This window comes from Escherichia sp. E4742 (genome assembly GCF_005843885.1).
Lineage (GTDB): Bacteria > Pseudomonadota > Gammaproteobacteria > Enterobacterales > Enterobacteriaceae > Escherichia.
This window is the reverse complement of the sequence record NZ_CP040443.1, coordinates 4,152,176-4,165,679: the sequence shown is the minus strand read 5'-3', so window position 1 is coordinate 4,165,679 and position 13,504 is coordinate 4,152,176. Positions and strand designations below refer to the sequence as shown.

The 13,504-nt window shown below is 45.6% G+C and carries 16 protein-coding genes and 1 tRNA gene; 7 read left to right on the top strand and 10 right to left on the bottom strand.

The window, feature by feature from the left end; all coding sequences use genetic code 11:
- Positions 1 to 83: 83 nt before the first annotated feature.
- The 4 genes from FEM44_RS20055 to csgB all read right to left on the bottom strand — a co-directional run bounded on the left by FEM44_RS20055 (position 84) and on the right by csgB (position 1,861).
- On the bottom strand, positions 84 to 395 hold the full coding sequence (locus FEM44_RS20055; protein ID WP_130205471.1) for a type 1 fimbrial protein: 312 nt from the start codon (positions 393 to 395) through the stop codon (positions 84 to 86).
- A gap of 117 nt (positions 396 to 512) precedes the next feature.
- Positions 513 to 845 carry a curli assembly chaperone CsgC gene (gene csgC, locus FEM44_RS20050; RefSeq protein ID WP_000992819.1) on the bottom strand — a complete coding sequence of 111 codons (333 nt, stop codon included), beginning with the start codon at positions 843 to 845 and terminating at the stop codon, positions 513 to 515.
- Between the two features lie 58 nt (positions 846 to 903).
- Positions 904 to 1,365: a curli major subunit CsgA gene (csgA, locus tag FEM44_RS20045; protein ID WP_135522845.1), complete on the bottom strand. Its 462-nt coding sequence runs from the start codon at positions 1,363 to 1,365 to the stop codon at positions 904 to 906.
- A 40-nt stretch (positions 1,366 to 1,405) separates the two neighbouring features.
- On the bottom strand, positions 1,406 to 1,861 hold the full coding sequence (gene csgB / locus FEM44_RS20040) for a curli minor subunit CsgB (protein ID WP_135522846.1): 456 nt from the start codon (positions 1,859 to 1,861) through the stop codon (positions 1,406 to 1,408).
- A gap of 757 nt (positions 1,862 to 2,618) precedes the next feature.
- On the opposite strand from csgB, the gene csgD reads away from it, so the two are divergent.
- From csgD to csgG, 4 genes are read left to right on the top strand one after another with little or no spacing between them, the layout of a single operon-like run.
- Positions 2,619 to 3,269: a biofilm master transcriptional regulator CsgD gene (csgD, locus tag FEM44_RS20035; protein ID WP_064528493.1), complete on the top strand. Its 651-nt coding sequence runs from the start codon at positions 2,619 to 2,621 to the stop codon at positions 3,267 to 3,269.
- Positions 3,270 to 3,273: 4 nt separating this feature from the next.
- Complete coding sequence (gene csgE / locus FEM44_RS20030; RefSeq protein ID WP_130205465.1) at positions 3,274 to 3,663, top strand: curli production assembly/transport protein CsgE; 390 nt, start codon at positions 3,274 to 3,276, stop codon at positions 3,661 to 3,663.
- Between the two features lie 22 nt (positions 3,664 to 3,685).
- Complete coding sequence (gene csgF / locus FEM44_RS20025; RefSeq protein ID WP_135522847.1) at positions 3,686 to 4,102, top strand: curli production assembly/transport protein CsgF; 417 nt, start codon at positions 3,686 to 3,688, stop codon at positions 4,100 to 4,102.
- Positions 4,103 to 4,127: 25 nt separating this feature from the next.
- Positions 4,128 to 4,961: a curli production assembly/transport protein CsgG gene (gene csgG, locus FEM44_RS20020; protein ID WP_064528486.1), complete on the top strand. Its 834-nt coding sequence runs from the start codon at positions 4,128 to 4,130 to the stop codon at positions 4,959 to 4,961.
- Between the two features lie 61 nt (positions 4,962 to 5,022).
- On the opposite strand, the gene FEM44_RS20015 is transcribed toward csgG, so the two are convergent.
- The 4 genes from FEM44_RS20015 to ghrA form a co-directional block, all read right to left on the bottom strand.
- Positions 5,023 to 5,514 (bottom strand): DUF1097 domain-containing protein, encoded by a 492-nt coding sequence (locus FEM44_RS20015; protein ID WP_130205460.1) that lies wholly within the window; start codon positions 5,512 to 5,514, stop codon positions 5,023 to 5,025.
- Positions 5,515 to 5,615: 101 nt separating this feature from the next.
- Positions 5,616 to 6,170, bottom strand: coding sequence for a molecular chaperone YcdY (gene ycdY / locus FEM44_RS20010; protein ID WP_130205458.1), 555 nt, complete (start codon positions 6,168 to 6,170; stop codon positions 5,616 to 5,618).
- A gap of 22 nt (positions 6,171 to 6,192) precedes the next feature.
- A complete protein-coding gene (gene ycdX, locus FEM44_RS20005; RefSeq protein WP_130205456.1) occupies positions 6,193 to 6,930 on the bottom strand; it encodes a zinc-binding phosphatase in 738 nt (245 codons plus the stop codon).
- A gap of 54 nt (positions 6,931 to 6,984) precedes the next feature.
- Positions 6,985 to 7,923 carry a glyoxylate/hydroxypyruvate reductase GhrA gene (gene ghrA / locus FEM44_RS20000; protein WP_135522848.1) on the bottom strand — a complete coding sequence of 313 codons (939 nt, stop codon included), beginning with the start codon at positions 7,921 to 7,923 and terminating at the stop codon, positions 6,985 to 6,987.
- A 233-nt stretch (positions 7,924 to 8,156) separates the two neighbouring features.
- Between ghrA and FEM44_RS19995 the strand changes: the two genes are divergently transcribed.
- The 3 genes from FEM44_RS19995 to FEM44_RS19985 all read left to right on the top strand — a co-directional run bounded on the left by FEM44_RS19995 (position 8,157) and on the right by FEM44_RS19985 (position 10,661).
- Positions 8,157 to 8,244, top strand: a tRNA-Ser gene (locus FEM44_RS19995).
- A gap of 969 nt (positions 8,245 to 9,213) precedes the next feature.
- Entirely contained in the window at positions 9,214 to 9,591 is a 378-nt protein-coding gene (locus FEM44_RS19990; RefSeq protein ID WP_130215847.1) for a DUF1878 family protein, read from the top strand.
- Between the two features lie 209 nt (positions 9,592 to 9,800).
- Positions 9,801 to 10,661 carry a hypothetical protein gene (locus tag FEM44_RS19985; protein WP_138159166.1) on the top strand — a complete coding sequence of 287 codons (861 nt, stop codon included), beginning with the start codon at positions 9,801 to 9,803 and terminating at the stop codon, positions 10,659 to 10,661.
- Positions 10,662 to 10,774: 113 nt separating this feature from the next.
- Here FEM44_RS19985 and phoH read toward each other — a convergent pair whose 3' ends face one another.
- Positions 10,775 to 11,563, bottom strand: coding sequence for a phosphate starvation-inducible protein PhoH (phoH, locus tag FEM44_RS19980; protein WP_167850467.1), 789 nt, complete (start codon positions 11,561 to 11,563; stop codon positions 10,775 to 10,777).
- 669 nt (positions 11,564 to 12,232) lie between these two features.
- Positions 12,233 to 13,504, bottom strand: coding sequence for an iron uptake transporter deferrochelatase/peroxidase subunit (gene efeB, locus FEM44_RS19975; protein ID WP_135522850.1), 1,272 nt, complete (start codon positions 13,502 to 13,504; stop codon positions 12,233 to 12,235).

Here is a 13,504-nt window from a genome sequence, read left to right as displayed (position 1 = left end):
ACACCATCTTGTTTCTTAAGTGTACAGCAGGGTTTTTAGAGAAATCGCATTTTTCTTGTCGGCGACGTGAGTGGTTCAGAAACTTAGTTATATTCGATATTCATCACAGCCAGCTTTTTCTGCTCATCAAGATACTGCACTTTTACTGAGGCAATTTGCGCATTTTTGACTTTGCCGCTCATTAGCTCTTTGCTGGAATACGTTTTGCTCTGTACAGGACCATTTTGCATACAGGTCATTTCAACTGGCGCTTGTAGGGAGCTCACGTCACACGCCGGTTCCACGATTTGACCATAAAAATGAATCACGCCACCTTGCGCATTGCTTTCCGCTGTTGCAAAAAAAGGAAAAACCAGGCTGCCAAGCATAAGGGAGTTTAATAACGGTCTGAACATCTCTTCTATTTCCTCAATGATTAATCATCCTTGAGGGTGTGTTATCCATGCTTTCAGGTGGTCGATTCGTATCAGACCATTCTCTTCCGGCTCATTTTATGCTCAACTATCAATACATTAAGACTTTCCTGAAGAGGGCGGCCATTGTTGTGATAAATGAAGTGACTGTCCATCAGAAACAGTAACAACTATTTTCACCCGATCGTCCGGGGAAATATTTAAACTTAACTTCGTCAAGGCAATGGGTTGATTAGCGGGTAATGAAAGGGTCTTTTCTTGCTTCGTCTGGCTTTGTCCCGAACTGCCTTCACGCAGAGATAATATTTGCACCCGGCACAAACATGATTGCGTCAGAGTAACCTCAGGAATAATGGTGTACATGTCACCTTGCTGGGTTGTATTAAAGGTTATCTGGCTGGAAAGCGCCGCGAGAAGTAATAACGCGTTCATACTATTCTCCCGAAAAAAAACAGGGCTTGCGCCCTGTTTCTGTAATACAAATTCTGTATTAGTACTGATGAGCGGTCGCGTTGTTACCAAAGCCAACCTGAGTTACGTTGACGCTGGAGTTAGATGCAGTCTGGTCAACTGCTGCACCGTTGCCGCCACCGAACTGTTTAACAGTCATTTCAGAGTTTTTACCGTTCCACTGATCCAGTGTCGCGCTGTTACCAAAGCCACGTTGGGTCAGTTCAATTGAGCTGTCATCAGAACCTTGTCCCACGTCTGCGCCGTTACCGCCGCCGTGCTGGGTAATCGTCAGATCAGAGTTGCGGGCATCAGCCTGCAATGCAACAGCAGAGTTACCGCCACCGTATTGGTAAATATTCAGTTCTGAATTCGGGTCGCTGTTATTACCGCCACCACCGTGGTTGCCGCCGCCGCCACCGCCGTACTGAGGAATAGAACCTGCCAGAGCGCTACCGGAGAATACGATTGCTGCAATTGCTGCTACTTTTAAAAGTTTCATGTAAAACCCCCATCGGATTGATTTAAAAGTCGAATGGAAATTAACGCTGTGTTACGCGAATAGCCATTTGCGACTGTCTCTGCACTACAATTGCCGTTTTTTGAGTACCATGCTGCGTAATATTTGCTTTATTACCAGAACCTTTCTGGATAATCATTGCAGTATTACCATATGCGCCCTGCGAAATACTGGCATCGTTGGCATTGCCCGCCTGATCAATATACGCAAGGTTATAATCTCCTGTCTGGTCAATCTTTGCCCGATTGTTATTACCATCTTGCGAAACAACCGACAAAAGTTTAGAGCCTCCCTGCCGTAACTGTGCACTATTATTAGCACCAGCTTGACCAATTATGGCTGCCTGATTAAATGAAGACTTACTCAATTCATTTACCGCAAAGTTATACTCTGAATTAGCTAAATCATAACCTGCCGCGGCTGCAATCCCAGGCGCACCCAGTACTGTAAACATCATAAATAACAATCTGTTTTTCATGTTGTCACCCTGGACCTGGTCGTACATTTAAGAAATTTAAATCATTTCAACTTGGTTGTTAACGCAAACCGTTTTTTGTTAACGCTGCGTTACGATGGAAAGTATGTCTGCGGAAATATTTTTAATAACTCACCCGCGCGTTGTATTTTTCTTTTTTTACTCATGCCAAAGTATTAAAACTCGCGTAAATACGCTGTTATTTACGCAAAAATTATTTTGTTTACTTTTAAACCGTCGTTTTTTGACCGCGAAAATTCGACAAACTCTCTCTCCTCATGATTCACGAAGATTCTGTCGATATGTTTACCTGACAAGCCGTCACAAACATCGTCTTTTTGCAGCCAAAAATTGTCCATGAAGAGAATCTGAAAATGCAGACAATTTTAGCGCAACAAAAGGACCAGAGATAAATAAATTTTATAAAGACAATCATGTAGTTACGCATATTTGTATGACTTTTCAAAATTGTGCAATAAAAGCCACATGTACAACTTTTCTATCATTACCAAACTTAATAATCTCTTAATGTTAACAAATTTAATTACCAAATTACATTTTGTTACATGTTTAACACTTGATTTAAGATTTGTAATGGCTAGATTGAAATCAGATGTAATCCATTAGTTTTATTTTTTACCCATTTAGGGTTGATTTATTACTACACACAGCAGTGCAACATCTGTCAGTACTTCTGGTGCCTTTATTGAATAAAGGCAGCTGTCAGGTGTGCGATTAATAAAAAGAGCGGGGTTTCATCATGTTTAATGAAGTCCATAGTATTCATGGTCATACATTACTGTTAATCACTAAACCTTCCTTGCAAGCGACTGCGTTATTGCAGCATTTAAAACAATCGCTGGCAATCACAGGAAAACTACATAACATTCAACGTTCTCTGGACGATATATCTTCTGGCTGCATTATTCTGTTGGATATGATGGAAGCAGATAAAAAACTCATCCATTACTGGCAGGATACATTAAGCAGAAAACACAACAACATCAAAACACTGTTGTTAAATACTCCAGACGATTACCCGTACCGCGACATTGAAAACTGGCCTCATATCAACGGTGTTTTTTACGCCCTGGAGGATCAAGAACGCGTCATCAATGGGTTGCAAGGCGTCTTACGCGGGGAATGCTACTTTACGCAAAAACTTGCCAGCTATCTGATTACACATTCAGGTAACTATCGTTATAACAGCACGGAATCTGCCCTCCTTACTCATAGGGAAAAAGAGATCCTTAATAAACTGCGTATCGGCGCCTCCAATAACGAGATTGCTCGTTCGCTGTTCATCAGCGAAAATACGGTTAAAACGCATCTTTATAATCTTTTCAAGAAGATAGCAGTCAAAAACCGGACTCAAGCAGTCTCATGGGCAAACGATAACCTCAGGCGATAAAGCCATGAAACGTTATTTATGCTGGATTGTAGCAGCGAATATTTTCTTCGCTGCGGGGAATGTTCACGCCGTAGAGGTAGAAGTACCTGGATTGTTAACTGACCATACTGTTTCATCTATTGGACACGATTTTTATCGTGCCTTTAGTGATAAATGGGAAAGTAGCTATACCGGGAACTTAACGATTAATGAAAGGCCAAGTGCACGATGGGGAAGCTGGATCACCATAACGGTAAATCAGGACGTTATTTTCCAGACTTTTTTATTCCCATTGAAAAGAGACTTCGAGAAAACTGTTGTCTTTGCACTGGCACAAACTGAAGAAGCACTGAACCGTCGACAGATTAGTCAGGCTTTACTGAGTACGGGCGATTTAGCGCCTGATGAATTTTAAATTAAATTGTCCGGAGGCTGCAATGCGTGTCAAACATGCAGTAATTCTACTCATGCTAATTTCGCCAATAAGTTGGGCCGGGAATATGACCTTCCAGTTCCGCAATCCTAATTTTGGTGGCAACCCCAATAATGGCGCTTTTTTACTAAACAGCGCCCAGGCACAGAACTCGTATAAAGATCCAAACTATGATGATGACTTTGGTATTGAGACGCCCTCGGCGTTAGATAACTTCACCCAGGCCATTCAGTCACAAATATTAGGTGGGCTGCTGACAAATATTAATACGGGTCAGCCAGGACGAATGGTGACTAACGAATATATCGTCGATATTGCCAACCGGGATGGTCAGCTGCAACTGAACGTAACCGATCGTAAAACGGGTCAAACGTCCACGATTCAGGTTTCGGGATTACAAAATAACTCAACCGATTTTTAAGCCCCAGCTTTGTAAGGAAAATAATATGCAGCGCTTATTTGTTTTGGTTGCAGTCATGTTGCTGAGTGGATGCTTAACAGCACCACCAAAAGAAGCCGCCAAGCCGACATTAATGCCTCGAGCTCAAAGCTACAAAGATTTAACCCATTTGCCTTCGCCAACGGGCAAAATCTTTGTCTCGGTATACAACATCCAGGATGAAACTGGACAATTTAAACCCTATCCGGCGAGTAACTTCTCCACCGCAGTTCCACAAAGCGCGACCGCCATGTTGGTCACCGCATTGAAAGATTCGCGTTGGTTTGTACCACTGGAGCGTCAGGGCCTACAAAACTTACTGAACGAACGTAAGATTATTCGTGCGGCACAAGAAAACGGCACCGTCGCGCTCAATAACCGGATCCCGCTACAGTCGCTGACGGCAGCCAATATCATGGTTGAAGGGTCGATTATTGGTTATGAAAGTAATGTGAAATCGGGCGGTGCCGGGGCGAGATACTTCGGTATTGGCGCCGATACGCAGTACCAACTTGACCAAATCGCGGTGAACTTGCGTGTCGTTAATGTCAGCACCGGTGAAATCCTGTCATCAGTGAACACCAGTAAGACCATTCTTTCCTATGAAGTCCAGGCCGGCGTCTTCCGCTTTATCGACTACCAGCGGTTACTGGAAGGGGAAGTAGGATATACCTCGAACGAACCCGTTATGCTATGCCTGATGTCGGCGATTGAAACTGGTGTTATCTTCCTGATTAATGATGGTATCGACCGCGGTCTGTGGGATTTGCAGAACAAAGCAGATCGGCAGAATGACATTCTGGTGAAATACCGCCATCTGTCAGTACCGCCGGAATCCTGATCCATAAAAATGCCGGAGTATTAATCCGGCTTTTACGTATTCAATATAAAGCGTGATTCTCTCACGCTTTATTTTTTACTTGTTGCTCATGGTTAGCGGTCTTAGCACTGCGCGCCGCCAGCCAAAGCCCACTGTTTTTCATCGCGTAACCAAACACCAGCCCAAGCGCCAGAGATGGCAATACCAGTTTCCAGTTTCCCTGCGCGGCAAACGTCGCACACGCACCGATAAATGTACCCGGAACAAATGACAGCAATAGCTGTTTGGCCTGAATACACATCAGGAAAGCGACAATGCCAGTCATGACATAGCCAACTATTTCCAGATGGGGTGCCAGCGCACTACCGTAAATAATGACCATTGCCCACACCACACCGCTAAGCAGCGTTGCAGCGGAGATCGCCAACCCTTTCAGGCCGCCTTGCGGACAGGCAAAGTAGGCCGTGCAGCCAAGGAAACCCGCCCAGCTGAGTAAACCAAGGGAAACGGCCACCCATCCCCAGATACCGGAGAGAATGCCCGTTGTGATTGCAATAGAGAGAAGTATGTTCATGCCGCGAATGATAGCAGAAAACGCGGCCATGAATGAGATCGAGCACACATTTTATGCAACGTAGAGTTTGATGTTGCATTCACTAGTGATCATGATCACACTTATTCTTCTTTTTCTTCCTCAAGTTCATCCCACATTGCGCCGATAGCATCGCGGGTCAGTGGTGCCATAGTGCGCCAGAACGGCGTGGTTGCATGGGCCTCAATTTTACCGAGAAATGCGCCACACCACGGCAACAGATACTCGCTGAACAACGTTTCCAGTGCTTCGCTTTCATCTTCCGTTGACTGATCTTCCAGCCAGGAAGCCGCAAGCAGTAACGTGCCGATGTGATCAGCTGGTGTATCTGCTAACGGCATCCCGCGTTCTGAAAGAAAAGCACGCACTTCTGCTTCCGTCGCGCCCTCAACCCAGGCACTGCGGTAAGGCGGTACTGCACATTCATCGCCGATAAACAGCGCATTGTAATCGGCAGATACTTGCGCCATATCACAACTTTTCTGCAAGCGTGCCAGCAACTCATCCTGCTCCAGAGGCCAGCTCGCTGCCAACTTTCCCTCACGAATCAGGGTAAACAGCGGAACCAGTAAAGGGTCCTGCGGTTGGCGGTAATAAAGTGACCCCAGTACACGACACAGGATAGAAAACTCGTTCATTTATTTATTTCCATAAAAGCAATTAAAGTTCAGCAAATTCCGCAATCGGCGCCATACCGCGGGATTCCAGGAAGTTGAGTAAACGGCGCGGTGAAACATTCAAAATGCGTTCTTCTGGAAAATCAACCGCGTCAAGAATTTTACGACACTCTTCAAAATCACCCATAGTAAACGCGGTATGAGAATCCGAGCCTAATGCCACCCAACCGCCAGCATCGCGCACCGCAGCGGCAACTGCACGGCAGTTATCTTCACTGCCTTTGCGCGAGTGTAAGAAGGACGAATTATTGATTTCCAGTGCTACCTGGTGTTTCGCGGCTGCTTCCGCAACTGCTTTGAAATCAATGGAATATTTCGGATTGCCCGGATGGCTTATTATGTGCACATTGCCGCTGGCGATAGTCGCGATCATCGCTTGCGTATTGGTCGCTTCATCATGTGGCGCAAAAACCGGTTCATGAAAACCAGCAATGATTAAATCCAGCGACTCAAACATTTTGCCGCTACAGTCAATTTCACCGTCAACATTTTTAATGTTGGCTTCAATACCGCGCAGGATCCCTACCCCATCAACCACTCGTGGCCAAATACGCATATTAATGAAATGCCAGTGATGCGGCGCATCTTCCATATCCGGGCCGTGATCGGTAATTGCAAAAAGCTTGATTCCCTTCTGTTTAGCCTGGGCAATGTAGTCACTTAATGTGCTGTATGCATGCGTGCTGGCAACGGTATGCATATGTAGGTCGACGGGATACATAACTCTCTCCTGTATTCAATTCTTGCCAAGGATAGCAGGAATCCTGGCGCTTTATTAGTAGCCTAGAACTCGGTCGACTTGCCCGCTGACGGCCTCACCTCTTTCTAGCTGGGAAATGGTGCGCGAAATATACTCCACTGCTTCGACGGGGCGAGTAATAGCTGCCACATGTGGCGTTATCGTGACGCGTGGATGTTGCCAGAGCGGGCTTTCCGGCGGTAAAGGTTCACGATTAAAAACATCCAGCATTGCTCCTTTAATCTTGCCACTTTCCAGCGCCGCGAGCAGATCATCTTCCACCACATGGACGCCACGCGCCAGATTGAGAAGATACGCGCCATCCGGTAATTGATTGAATAATTGTTGATTAATAATGCCGACCGTTTCGGGCGTATTCGGTAACAGATTAATCAGTACCCGGCATTGACTCAGAAATACCTTCAGCTCCTCGCTTCCAGCAAAGCTTTGTACATCTGGCCAGGATTTACGACTGCGACTCCAGCAACGCAGCGGAAAGCGCCATATTTGTAGACTCTGTGCGACTTTACTGCCCAACACGCCAGCGCCCAGGATGCCAATTGTGAAATCCTCCCGATGATATTCAGGCAGCGGTTGCCAGTGCGAAGCATTTTGCTGGATCCGATAATCGTCAAAACGTCGGAACCAATGTAGCACCTGGCTGACAGCATATTCCTGCATTTGCTCGCCCATACCGGTATCTTCCAGGCGGAAAAGCGGAATGGAGGGTTTAAGCATTTCAGGGTGTGCCTGTAGTTTACTCAATATAGAATCCACACCGGCGCCTAGTGCAAACACAGCTTTAAGATCGCGTCCTGCCAGCATTTCAACTGGAGGATGCCAGACTAACGCATAATCCGCGCCCTGGTTATCTCCGTTTTTCCAGGCTCTGACCCTGGCATGAGGTATCGCTTTACTCAGCGCCTCAATCCACCATTTTGAGTCAAAGGTTGGGTGATAAAAGATGATATCCATATTGGCTCCCGAAAAGAGTTGAGCGGAATTTATTCGCGCTTATTGTTATGATCTGCAAGGAACATCAGAATAGCAAATCTGCTGTCGGTGGCAAAAAAAGCAAAACTTGCTTATTTAAGCCGCAAATTGATTGAAGTTTGAATAAACGCACTTTTTTTTAAAAAAGTTTGTTGACCCGAGGCGACTATTTCCCTAAATTAGCGCCCGTTCCAGCAAGACAGGAACAACAATTTGGTGAGGTGTCCGAGTGGCTGAAGGAGCACGCCTGGAAAGTGTGTATACGGCAACGTATCCGGGGTTCGAATCCCCGCCTCACCGCCATATTTAAAGAAGAGCTCGTACGAAAGTACGGGCTTTTTTTTCACATGTTGCACAGCCCGGCGGGGATGAGAAGCCCGGACCCGGGTTCGACAATTGGCGACAGCCAGTTGGACAGACCGTGAACGCAGTGAACGGGCTGCCCGTAGGGCGAGCGAAGCGAGTCAATCCCCGCCTCACCGCCATATTTAAAGAAGAGCTCGTACGAAAGTACGGGCTTTTTTTTCACATGTTGCACAGCCCGGCGGGGATGAGAAGCCCGGACCCGGGTTCGACAACTGGCGACAGCCAGTTGGACAGACCGTGAACGCAGTGAACGGGCTGCCCGCAGGGCGAGCGAAGCGAGTCAATCCCCGCCTCACCGCCATATTTTAAGAAGAGCTCGTACGAAAGTACGGGCTTTTTTTTCGCATGTTTCACAGCCCGGCGGGGATGAGAAGCCCGGACCCGGGTTCGACAACTGGCGACAGCCAGTTGGACAGACCGCGAACGCAGTGAACGGACTGCCCGCAGGGCGACGAGGAATTTCCCAACATAGTCTCCTGTTCCGTTCAGAAAGGATGAGGTAAGCGATACCTTGTTTTGTAAAATCATTTTTGCATTAGATAATACCGAAATAATATTTATTATTTACCAAGGCAAAAGCTGAATATAAATGTACAAAGTGATTCAATTCTAACTATTGCGGGTAAATGGATGGGAGTATCCTTTAATAACAGACAGCATGACTATGCTCTTCTGAAGCGAGCACAAGACAAAAGAGTTTCCGATATTGCTTTAGGAACTCTTGATACAAAAGATCCTGATGCTGATACTCACCTGCTTCTTGTTGAAGCAAAATAAATCTTAACTCTTACGAAACAGGTTGGCATTCAGGCACTCCAGACTCGCATATGTTCATGATCTACAAACAAAGACTCAAGATGTCATATCTGCGATGAATTCTACAAATTCTAAAATGGAGGATAAAGCATGAACTTAACTGAAATCTCAAAAGAAATTGAAAAATTAAAATACCATATAAGTATCCTTGGTGACATAATCGATTACCATAATCATCCCGTGGAGTCATTAACTATTTCAATGGATTGGAATGAAAGAAACATTAATCGTACACACGATATATTTGAAAAATACGATGAAAAATTAAGCAACAATGAAAAATTAAAATGGTATGAATTTGAAAACGACTTAAAAGATGAACTCGATATTGAATACCAAATGGTAAAACAAGTTATTCTTGCTTTTTACAAAAACCATCAGTGGACAGATGTTTGTTATCAATATGCGCTGAGTTTTGGCCCCAACATACCTGCCGAGTTTTACCAAATCATTCGCCACAATAACTGATTGTTTATCTGGTAGTAGGCTAAATCTATTACCAGATAAATGCATTTGTTCATAATCATTTATTTATCAACTAATCTAATGCACAAACTGATATGGAATTGATTCGGGCGATGATGTAGTAAATTATATACAATGTTAATAATAATCTTGCGCATGTATTAATATCAATTAGTATACTTTTCATAGTAAATCAATTTAAGGATAGAACCATGTATAATACAAAGCGGATCGCCTGGCGTGCATATAAAAAAGGGTATCATACAGGGGAGAGTATAAAATGGTTTTCATATTTTCACTCAATTCTTACTGGAGCCTGCTTTACCTTTTTTATTGGGCTTTTTAGTGTACCCCCTGCTAATATCTCCAATAGTTTTCCGCTGTGGTGGGCTACGTTAGGTTTCGCAATATCAACATTACTGAACACAGGCTTCTCATTATTTTACATATTCGCAAGTGCCGAAAGGGAATTCATTTTTGAACTACACTCATATAGTAAAGTCGGTAACTTATTGATTATTACTTCATTAGCACTACCAGTAATTTCATTTATCATGTTACTTTTTTATTACTCCACACATATTGGCGTAATTATTTTATTTGTCACGGCCATCATTTTATTGATAATAAAAAGAATGTTTTCAGAGATAAAATCAACGAAGGATAAAATAGAAAAGAGAAAGTTATGGTCAATTGAAAACGAAAAGTTTGATGATTATGATACAATATGTGAACATTATGACTTTCCAATTTTCACACCAGAAGAACAAACCCAGAGAAATATTGAGTTTTATTTTCTTATCAAAATAAATAAAATTATTAAAAATTTTCAAGACAGCAGCCCTCAAATCGACAACATGGATAATATTGATTTTTTCAATAACGAATTACTCAGCATTATTCATGAAATGTATAGCAGCAGAAATTTCCATCCGGGAATTTTATCAAAAAAAACAAAGAAATTGATTTTATTAACCATGACCGACAACAATGAATTGAACAAGGAAAAAATCGCAGAAGAGCTGACAAAAATGAATGAATATATTGAGAACAGACTTTATTATTTAAAATAGCTATCCTGCATTGCAACTAAACCGGCTGTAGGTAGTTTCAGATAAATTTGCACTCCGGGCATACACATCAAAAACAAAGCCCGGTTAGCCCGGGCTCTGCGCTTGTAATACGCTTAACTATAGGCATGTAGCGTACGTTGGCAAAGCGCCGAACGTACGCAATCATTTTTGCCGAACCGGACGATCCCGACCATTTCATCTTCTTCGAAACGTTCCAGCGCGTCACTTAATCCGGAGCGCACGCCGCGAGGCAGATCGCATTGCGTGATATCACCATTGACGATAACCGTTACGTTTTCCCCGAGGCGGGTTAAAAACATTTTCATTTGCGCGGCAGTCACATTCTGCGCCTCGTCAAGAATGACAACTGCATTTTCAAAGGTACGTCCACGCATATAGGCGAACGGCGCGATTTCCACCTTCCCTATTTCCGGTCGCAGGCAATACTGCATAAAGGAAGCCCCCAGTCGCCGGACCAGCACGTCATAGACCGGACGAAAATAGGGAGCAAACTTTTCTGCGATATCCCCAGGTAAGAAGCCAAGATCTTCATCGGCTTGCAAAACTGGACGGGTGACGATGATCCTGTCGACATCCTTATGTATCAGGGCCTCTGCCGCTTTTGCCGCACTGATCCAGGTTTTACCGCACCCGGCTTCGCCCGTGGCGAATATCAGCTGCTTACTCTCAATAGCCTTCAGATAGTGCAATTGCGCTTCATTTCGCGCCACGATTGGCGAAGTATCGCGACTGTCGCGGGCCATACCAATGGCTTCTACGCCGCTCATCTGCACAAGCGAGGTGACCGATTCTTCTTCACGCTGTTTATGGCTGCGTGAATCCCGTCTCAGCACACGTTTTGCTTCGCGACGAGCTTTGATCACTGCTTTTTGTCTTCCCATGGAGAGCACCTTGAGTTGTTTGTATTCATCACACGCGCCGTTGGCAGCGCGATTATGCGCACGAACATCAGAGGGTTGGCTTCCTTGTAAGCCATAGTTTGCTTTTGGAAATAACACCGAAAACGGCTACGCGCACCGTTCACGGCGTCGGTAACACGAGAAAAGGGAGGAAGTGAGTAAAAATACAGAGTGACGAAGTTGCTACCGGAGGAGAAATCTCCGCGTTTGGTCGAGCGTTGATTGTCAAAAACATGTCCAGCACAGGACGTTACCATCCGCGATCTCCATAGTGACTGACTATCACTGCCGGGAACTACCGCTGTTACATAATAAGTACAACAGCTTTCGCATTCATTGCAACAATATTTTTACTTATATTTAACCATAAGCCACCATTTTGATGACATTAGTTTGTATCGCAAAGATGACAGTGTGATGACAGAAGCGAGCAATTTGGGTCGACATTTGTCTGCTCCTGCCTGGGATCTGTACCCTAACCGTAGGCCTGATAAGACGCGCAAGCGTCGCATCAGGCACCAGCGCACGAATGCCGGATGCGGCGTAAACGCCTTATCCAGCCTACCGAACCCGCACCGATTGTAGGCATGATAAGACGCGCAAGCGTCGCATCAGGCATGGTGCGCCGAACGCCTTATCCGCCTAAAAACATTAAACCCGCAATAAAGCGCTTCCGAGATAATCGTTCGCGTCCTTCACACCCGGCAGCGCAAAGAAATAGCCGCCACCGATAGGTTTGACATATTCCTCCAGCGCCTCGCCGTTCAACCTTTTTTGTACTGTCAGGAAGCCTTTTTCCAGATCGTGTTGGTAGCAGACAAACAGTAGTCCCATATCCAGTTGCCCGGAATTGGTGACGCCCAACGAATAACTGTAGCCACGACGCAGCATCAGGCTGGACTCACTCTCTGGCGTGCGGGGATTCGCCAGACGAATATGGCTGTCCAGCGCAATCACCTTCCCTTCCGGATCGCTGGCGTAATCCGGCACATCGTGCTCATGCTTCATCCCCAGCGGCGCACCGGTTTGCTTATCACGCCCAAAAATCGTCTGCTGTTCTTTCAGCGGCGTTCTGTCCCAAAATTCCACCCGAAACTGAATCAAGCGCACCGCCTGGTAGCTGCCGCCGATAGTCCACGCAGGTTCCTGCTGATCTGCCGTGACCCACACCACTTTTTGCATCAACTTATCATCCTGGCTATCGGGATTGGCGGTGCCGTCTTTAAAGCCCAGCAAATTTATCGGCGTCTCTTTGCCTTTACTACGCGCCGCGTGATCGGAAATAAACCCTTCCCGCTTCCAGCGCACGCTGAGCAAATCCGGCGTGTGTTTGATGATATCGCGCAGCGCATGGATCACCGTGTCCTGGGTGTTGGCGCAAATTTGTAGCAACACATCACCATGACATAACGCTGCATCCAGCGAGTCGTTGGGGAAACGCGTCATCTTCTGCAACTTTTTCGGCATCTGCGTCGCAAGCCCAAACCGTTCATCAAACAATGAGTGGCCCACCGATAACGTGATGGTGAGATTATCTGGCGCAATGTAGTCGCCAAGAATGCCGGAATCGAGTGGTGGCAGGCGCGGATTTGGCGTTTCTGGTGCCGCTCCGCCCTGAGTCAGAAAAGCAAAACGCTGAGTCAACAAGCGAAACAATCGCTCAAGATCGGCTTTATCACTGGCAAGCACATCAAATGCCACCAGCATCATTGCGGCCTGCTGCGGCGTCAGGATCCCTGCCTGATGCTCACCATAAAACGGCTGTTTCTCATTGCGTGCTTCTGGCGAAAGCGTACCCGGCGCACTTAGCGTTTTTTGTGCATGAGCGACCGGACAACTTCCCGCCAGCGCCAGTGCACCAATCCCTTTCAGTAAACGTCGGCGTGACGGTTCATTCACGCCGTTTTCATCTTCATACTGCAT

Bases quoted from the DNA above. Each gene is read 5' to 3' on its own strand.
- ycdX (WP_130205456.1), bottom strand. From the start codon at position 6,930: ATGTATCCCGTCGACCTACATATGCATACCGTTGCCAGCACGCATGCA.
- ycdY (WP_130205458.1), bottom strand. From the start codon at position 6,170: ATGAACGAGTTTTCTATCCTGTGTCGTGTACTGGGGTCACTTTATTAC.
- phoH (WP_167850467.1), bottom strand. From the start codon at position 11,563: ATGGGAAGACAAAAAGCAGTGATCAAAGCTCGTCGCGAAGCAAAACGT.
- FEM44_RS20015 (WP_130205460.1), bottom strand. From the start codon at position 5,514: ATGAACATACTTCTCTCTATTGCAATCACAACGGGCATTCTCTCCGGT.
- csgC (WP_000992819.1), bottom strand. From the start codon at position 845: ATGAACGCGTTATTACTTCTCGCGGCGCTTTCCAGCCAGATAACCTTT.
- csgE (WP_130205465.1), top strand. From the start codon at position 3,274: ATGAAACGTTATTTATGCTGGATTGTAGCAGCGAATATTTTCTTCGCT.
- csgF (WP_135522847.1), top strand. From the start codon at position 3,686: ATGCGTGTCAAACATGCAGTAATTCTACTCATGCTAATTTCGCCAATA.
- csgB (WP_135522846.1), bottom strand. From the start codon at position 1,861: ATGAAAAACAGATTGTTATTTATGATGTTTACAGTACTGGGTGCGCCT.
- efeB (WP_135522850.1), bottom strand. From the start codon at position 13,504: ATGCAGTATGAAGATGAAAACGGCGTGAATGAACCGTCACGCCGACGT.
- FEM44_RS19990 (WP_130215847.1), top strand. From the start codon at position 9,214: ATGAACTTAACTGAAATCTCAAAAGAAATTGAAAAATTAAAATACCAT.
- csgA (WP_135522845.1), bottom strand. From the start codon at position 1,365: ATGAAACTTTTAAAAGTAGCAGCAATTGCAGCAATCGTATTCTCCGGT.
- csgD (WP_064528493.1), top strand. From the start codon at position 2,619: ATGTTTAATGAAGTCCATAGTATTCATGGTCATACATTACTGTTAATC.
- FEM44_RS19985 (WP_138159166.1), top strand. From the start codon at position 9,801: ATGTATAATACAAAGCGGATCGCCTGGCGTGCATATAAAAAAGGGTAT.
- ghrA (WP_135522848.1), bottom strand. From the start codon at position 7,923: ATGGATATCATCTTTTATCACCCAACCTTTGACTCAAAATGGTGGATT.
- csgG (WP_064528486.1), top strand. From the start codon at position 4,128: ATGCAGCGCTTATTTGTTTTGGTTGCAGTCATGTTGCTGAGTGGATGC.
- FEM44_RS20055 (WP_130205471.1), bottom strand. From the start codon at position 395: ATGTTCAGACCGTTATTAAACTCCCTTATGCTTGGCAGCCTGGTTTTT.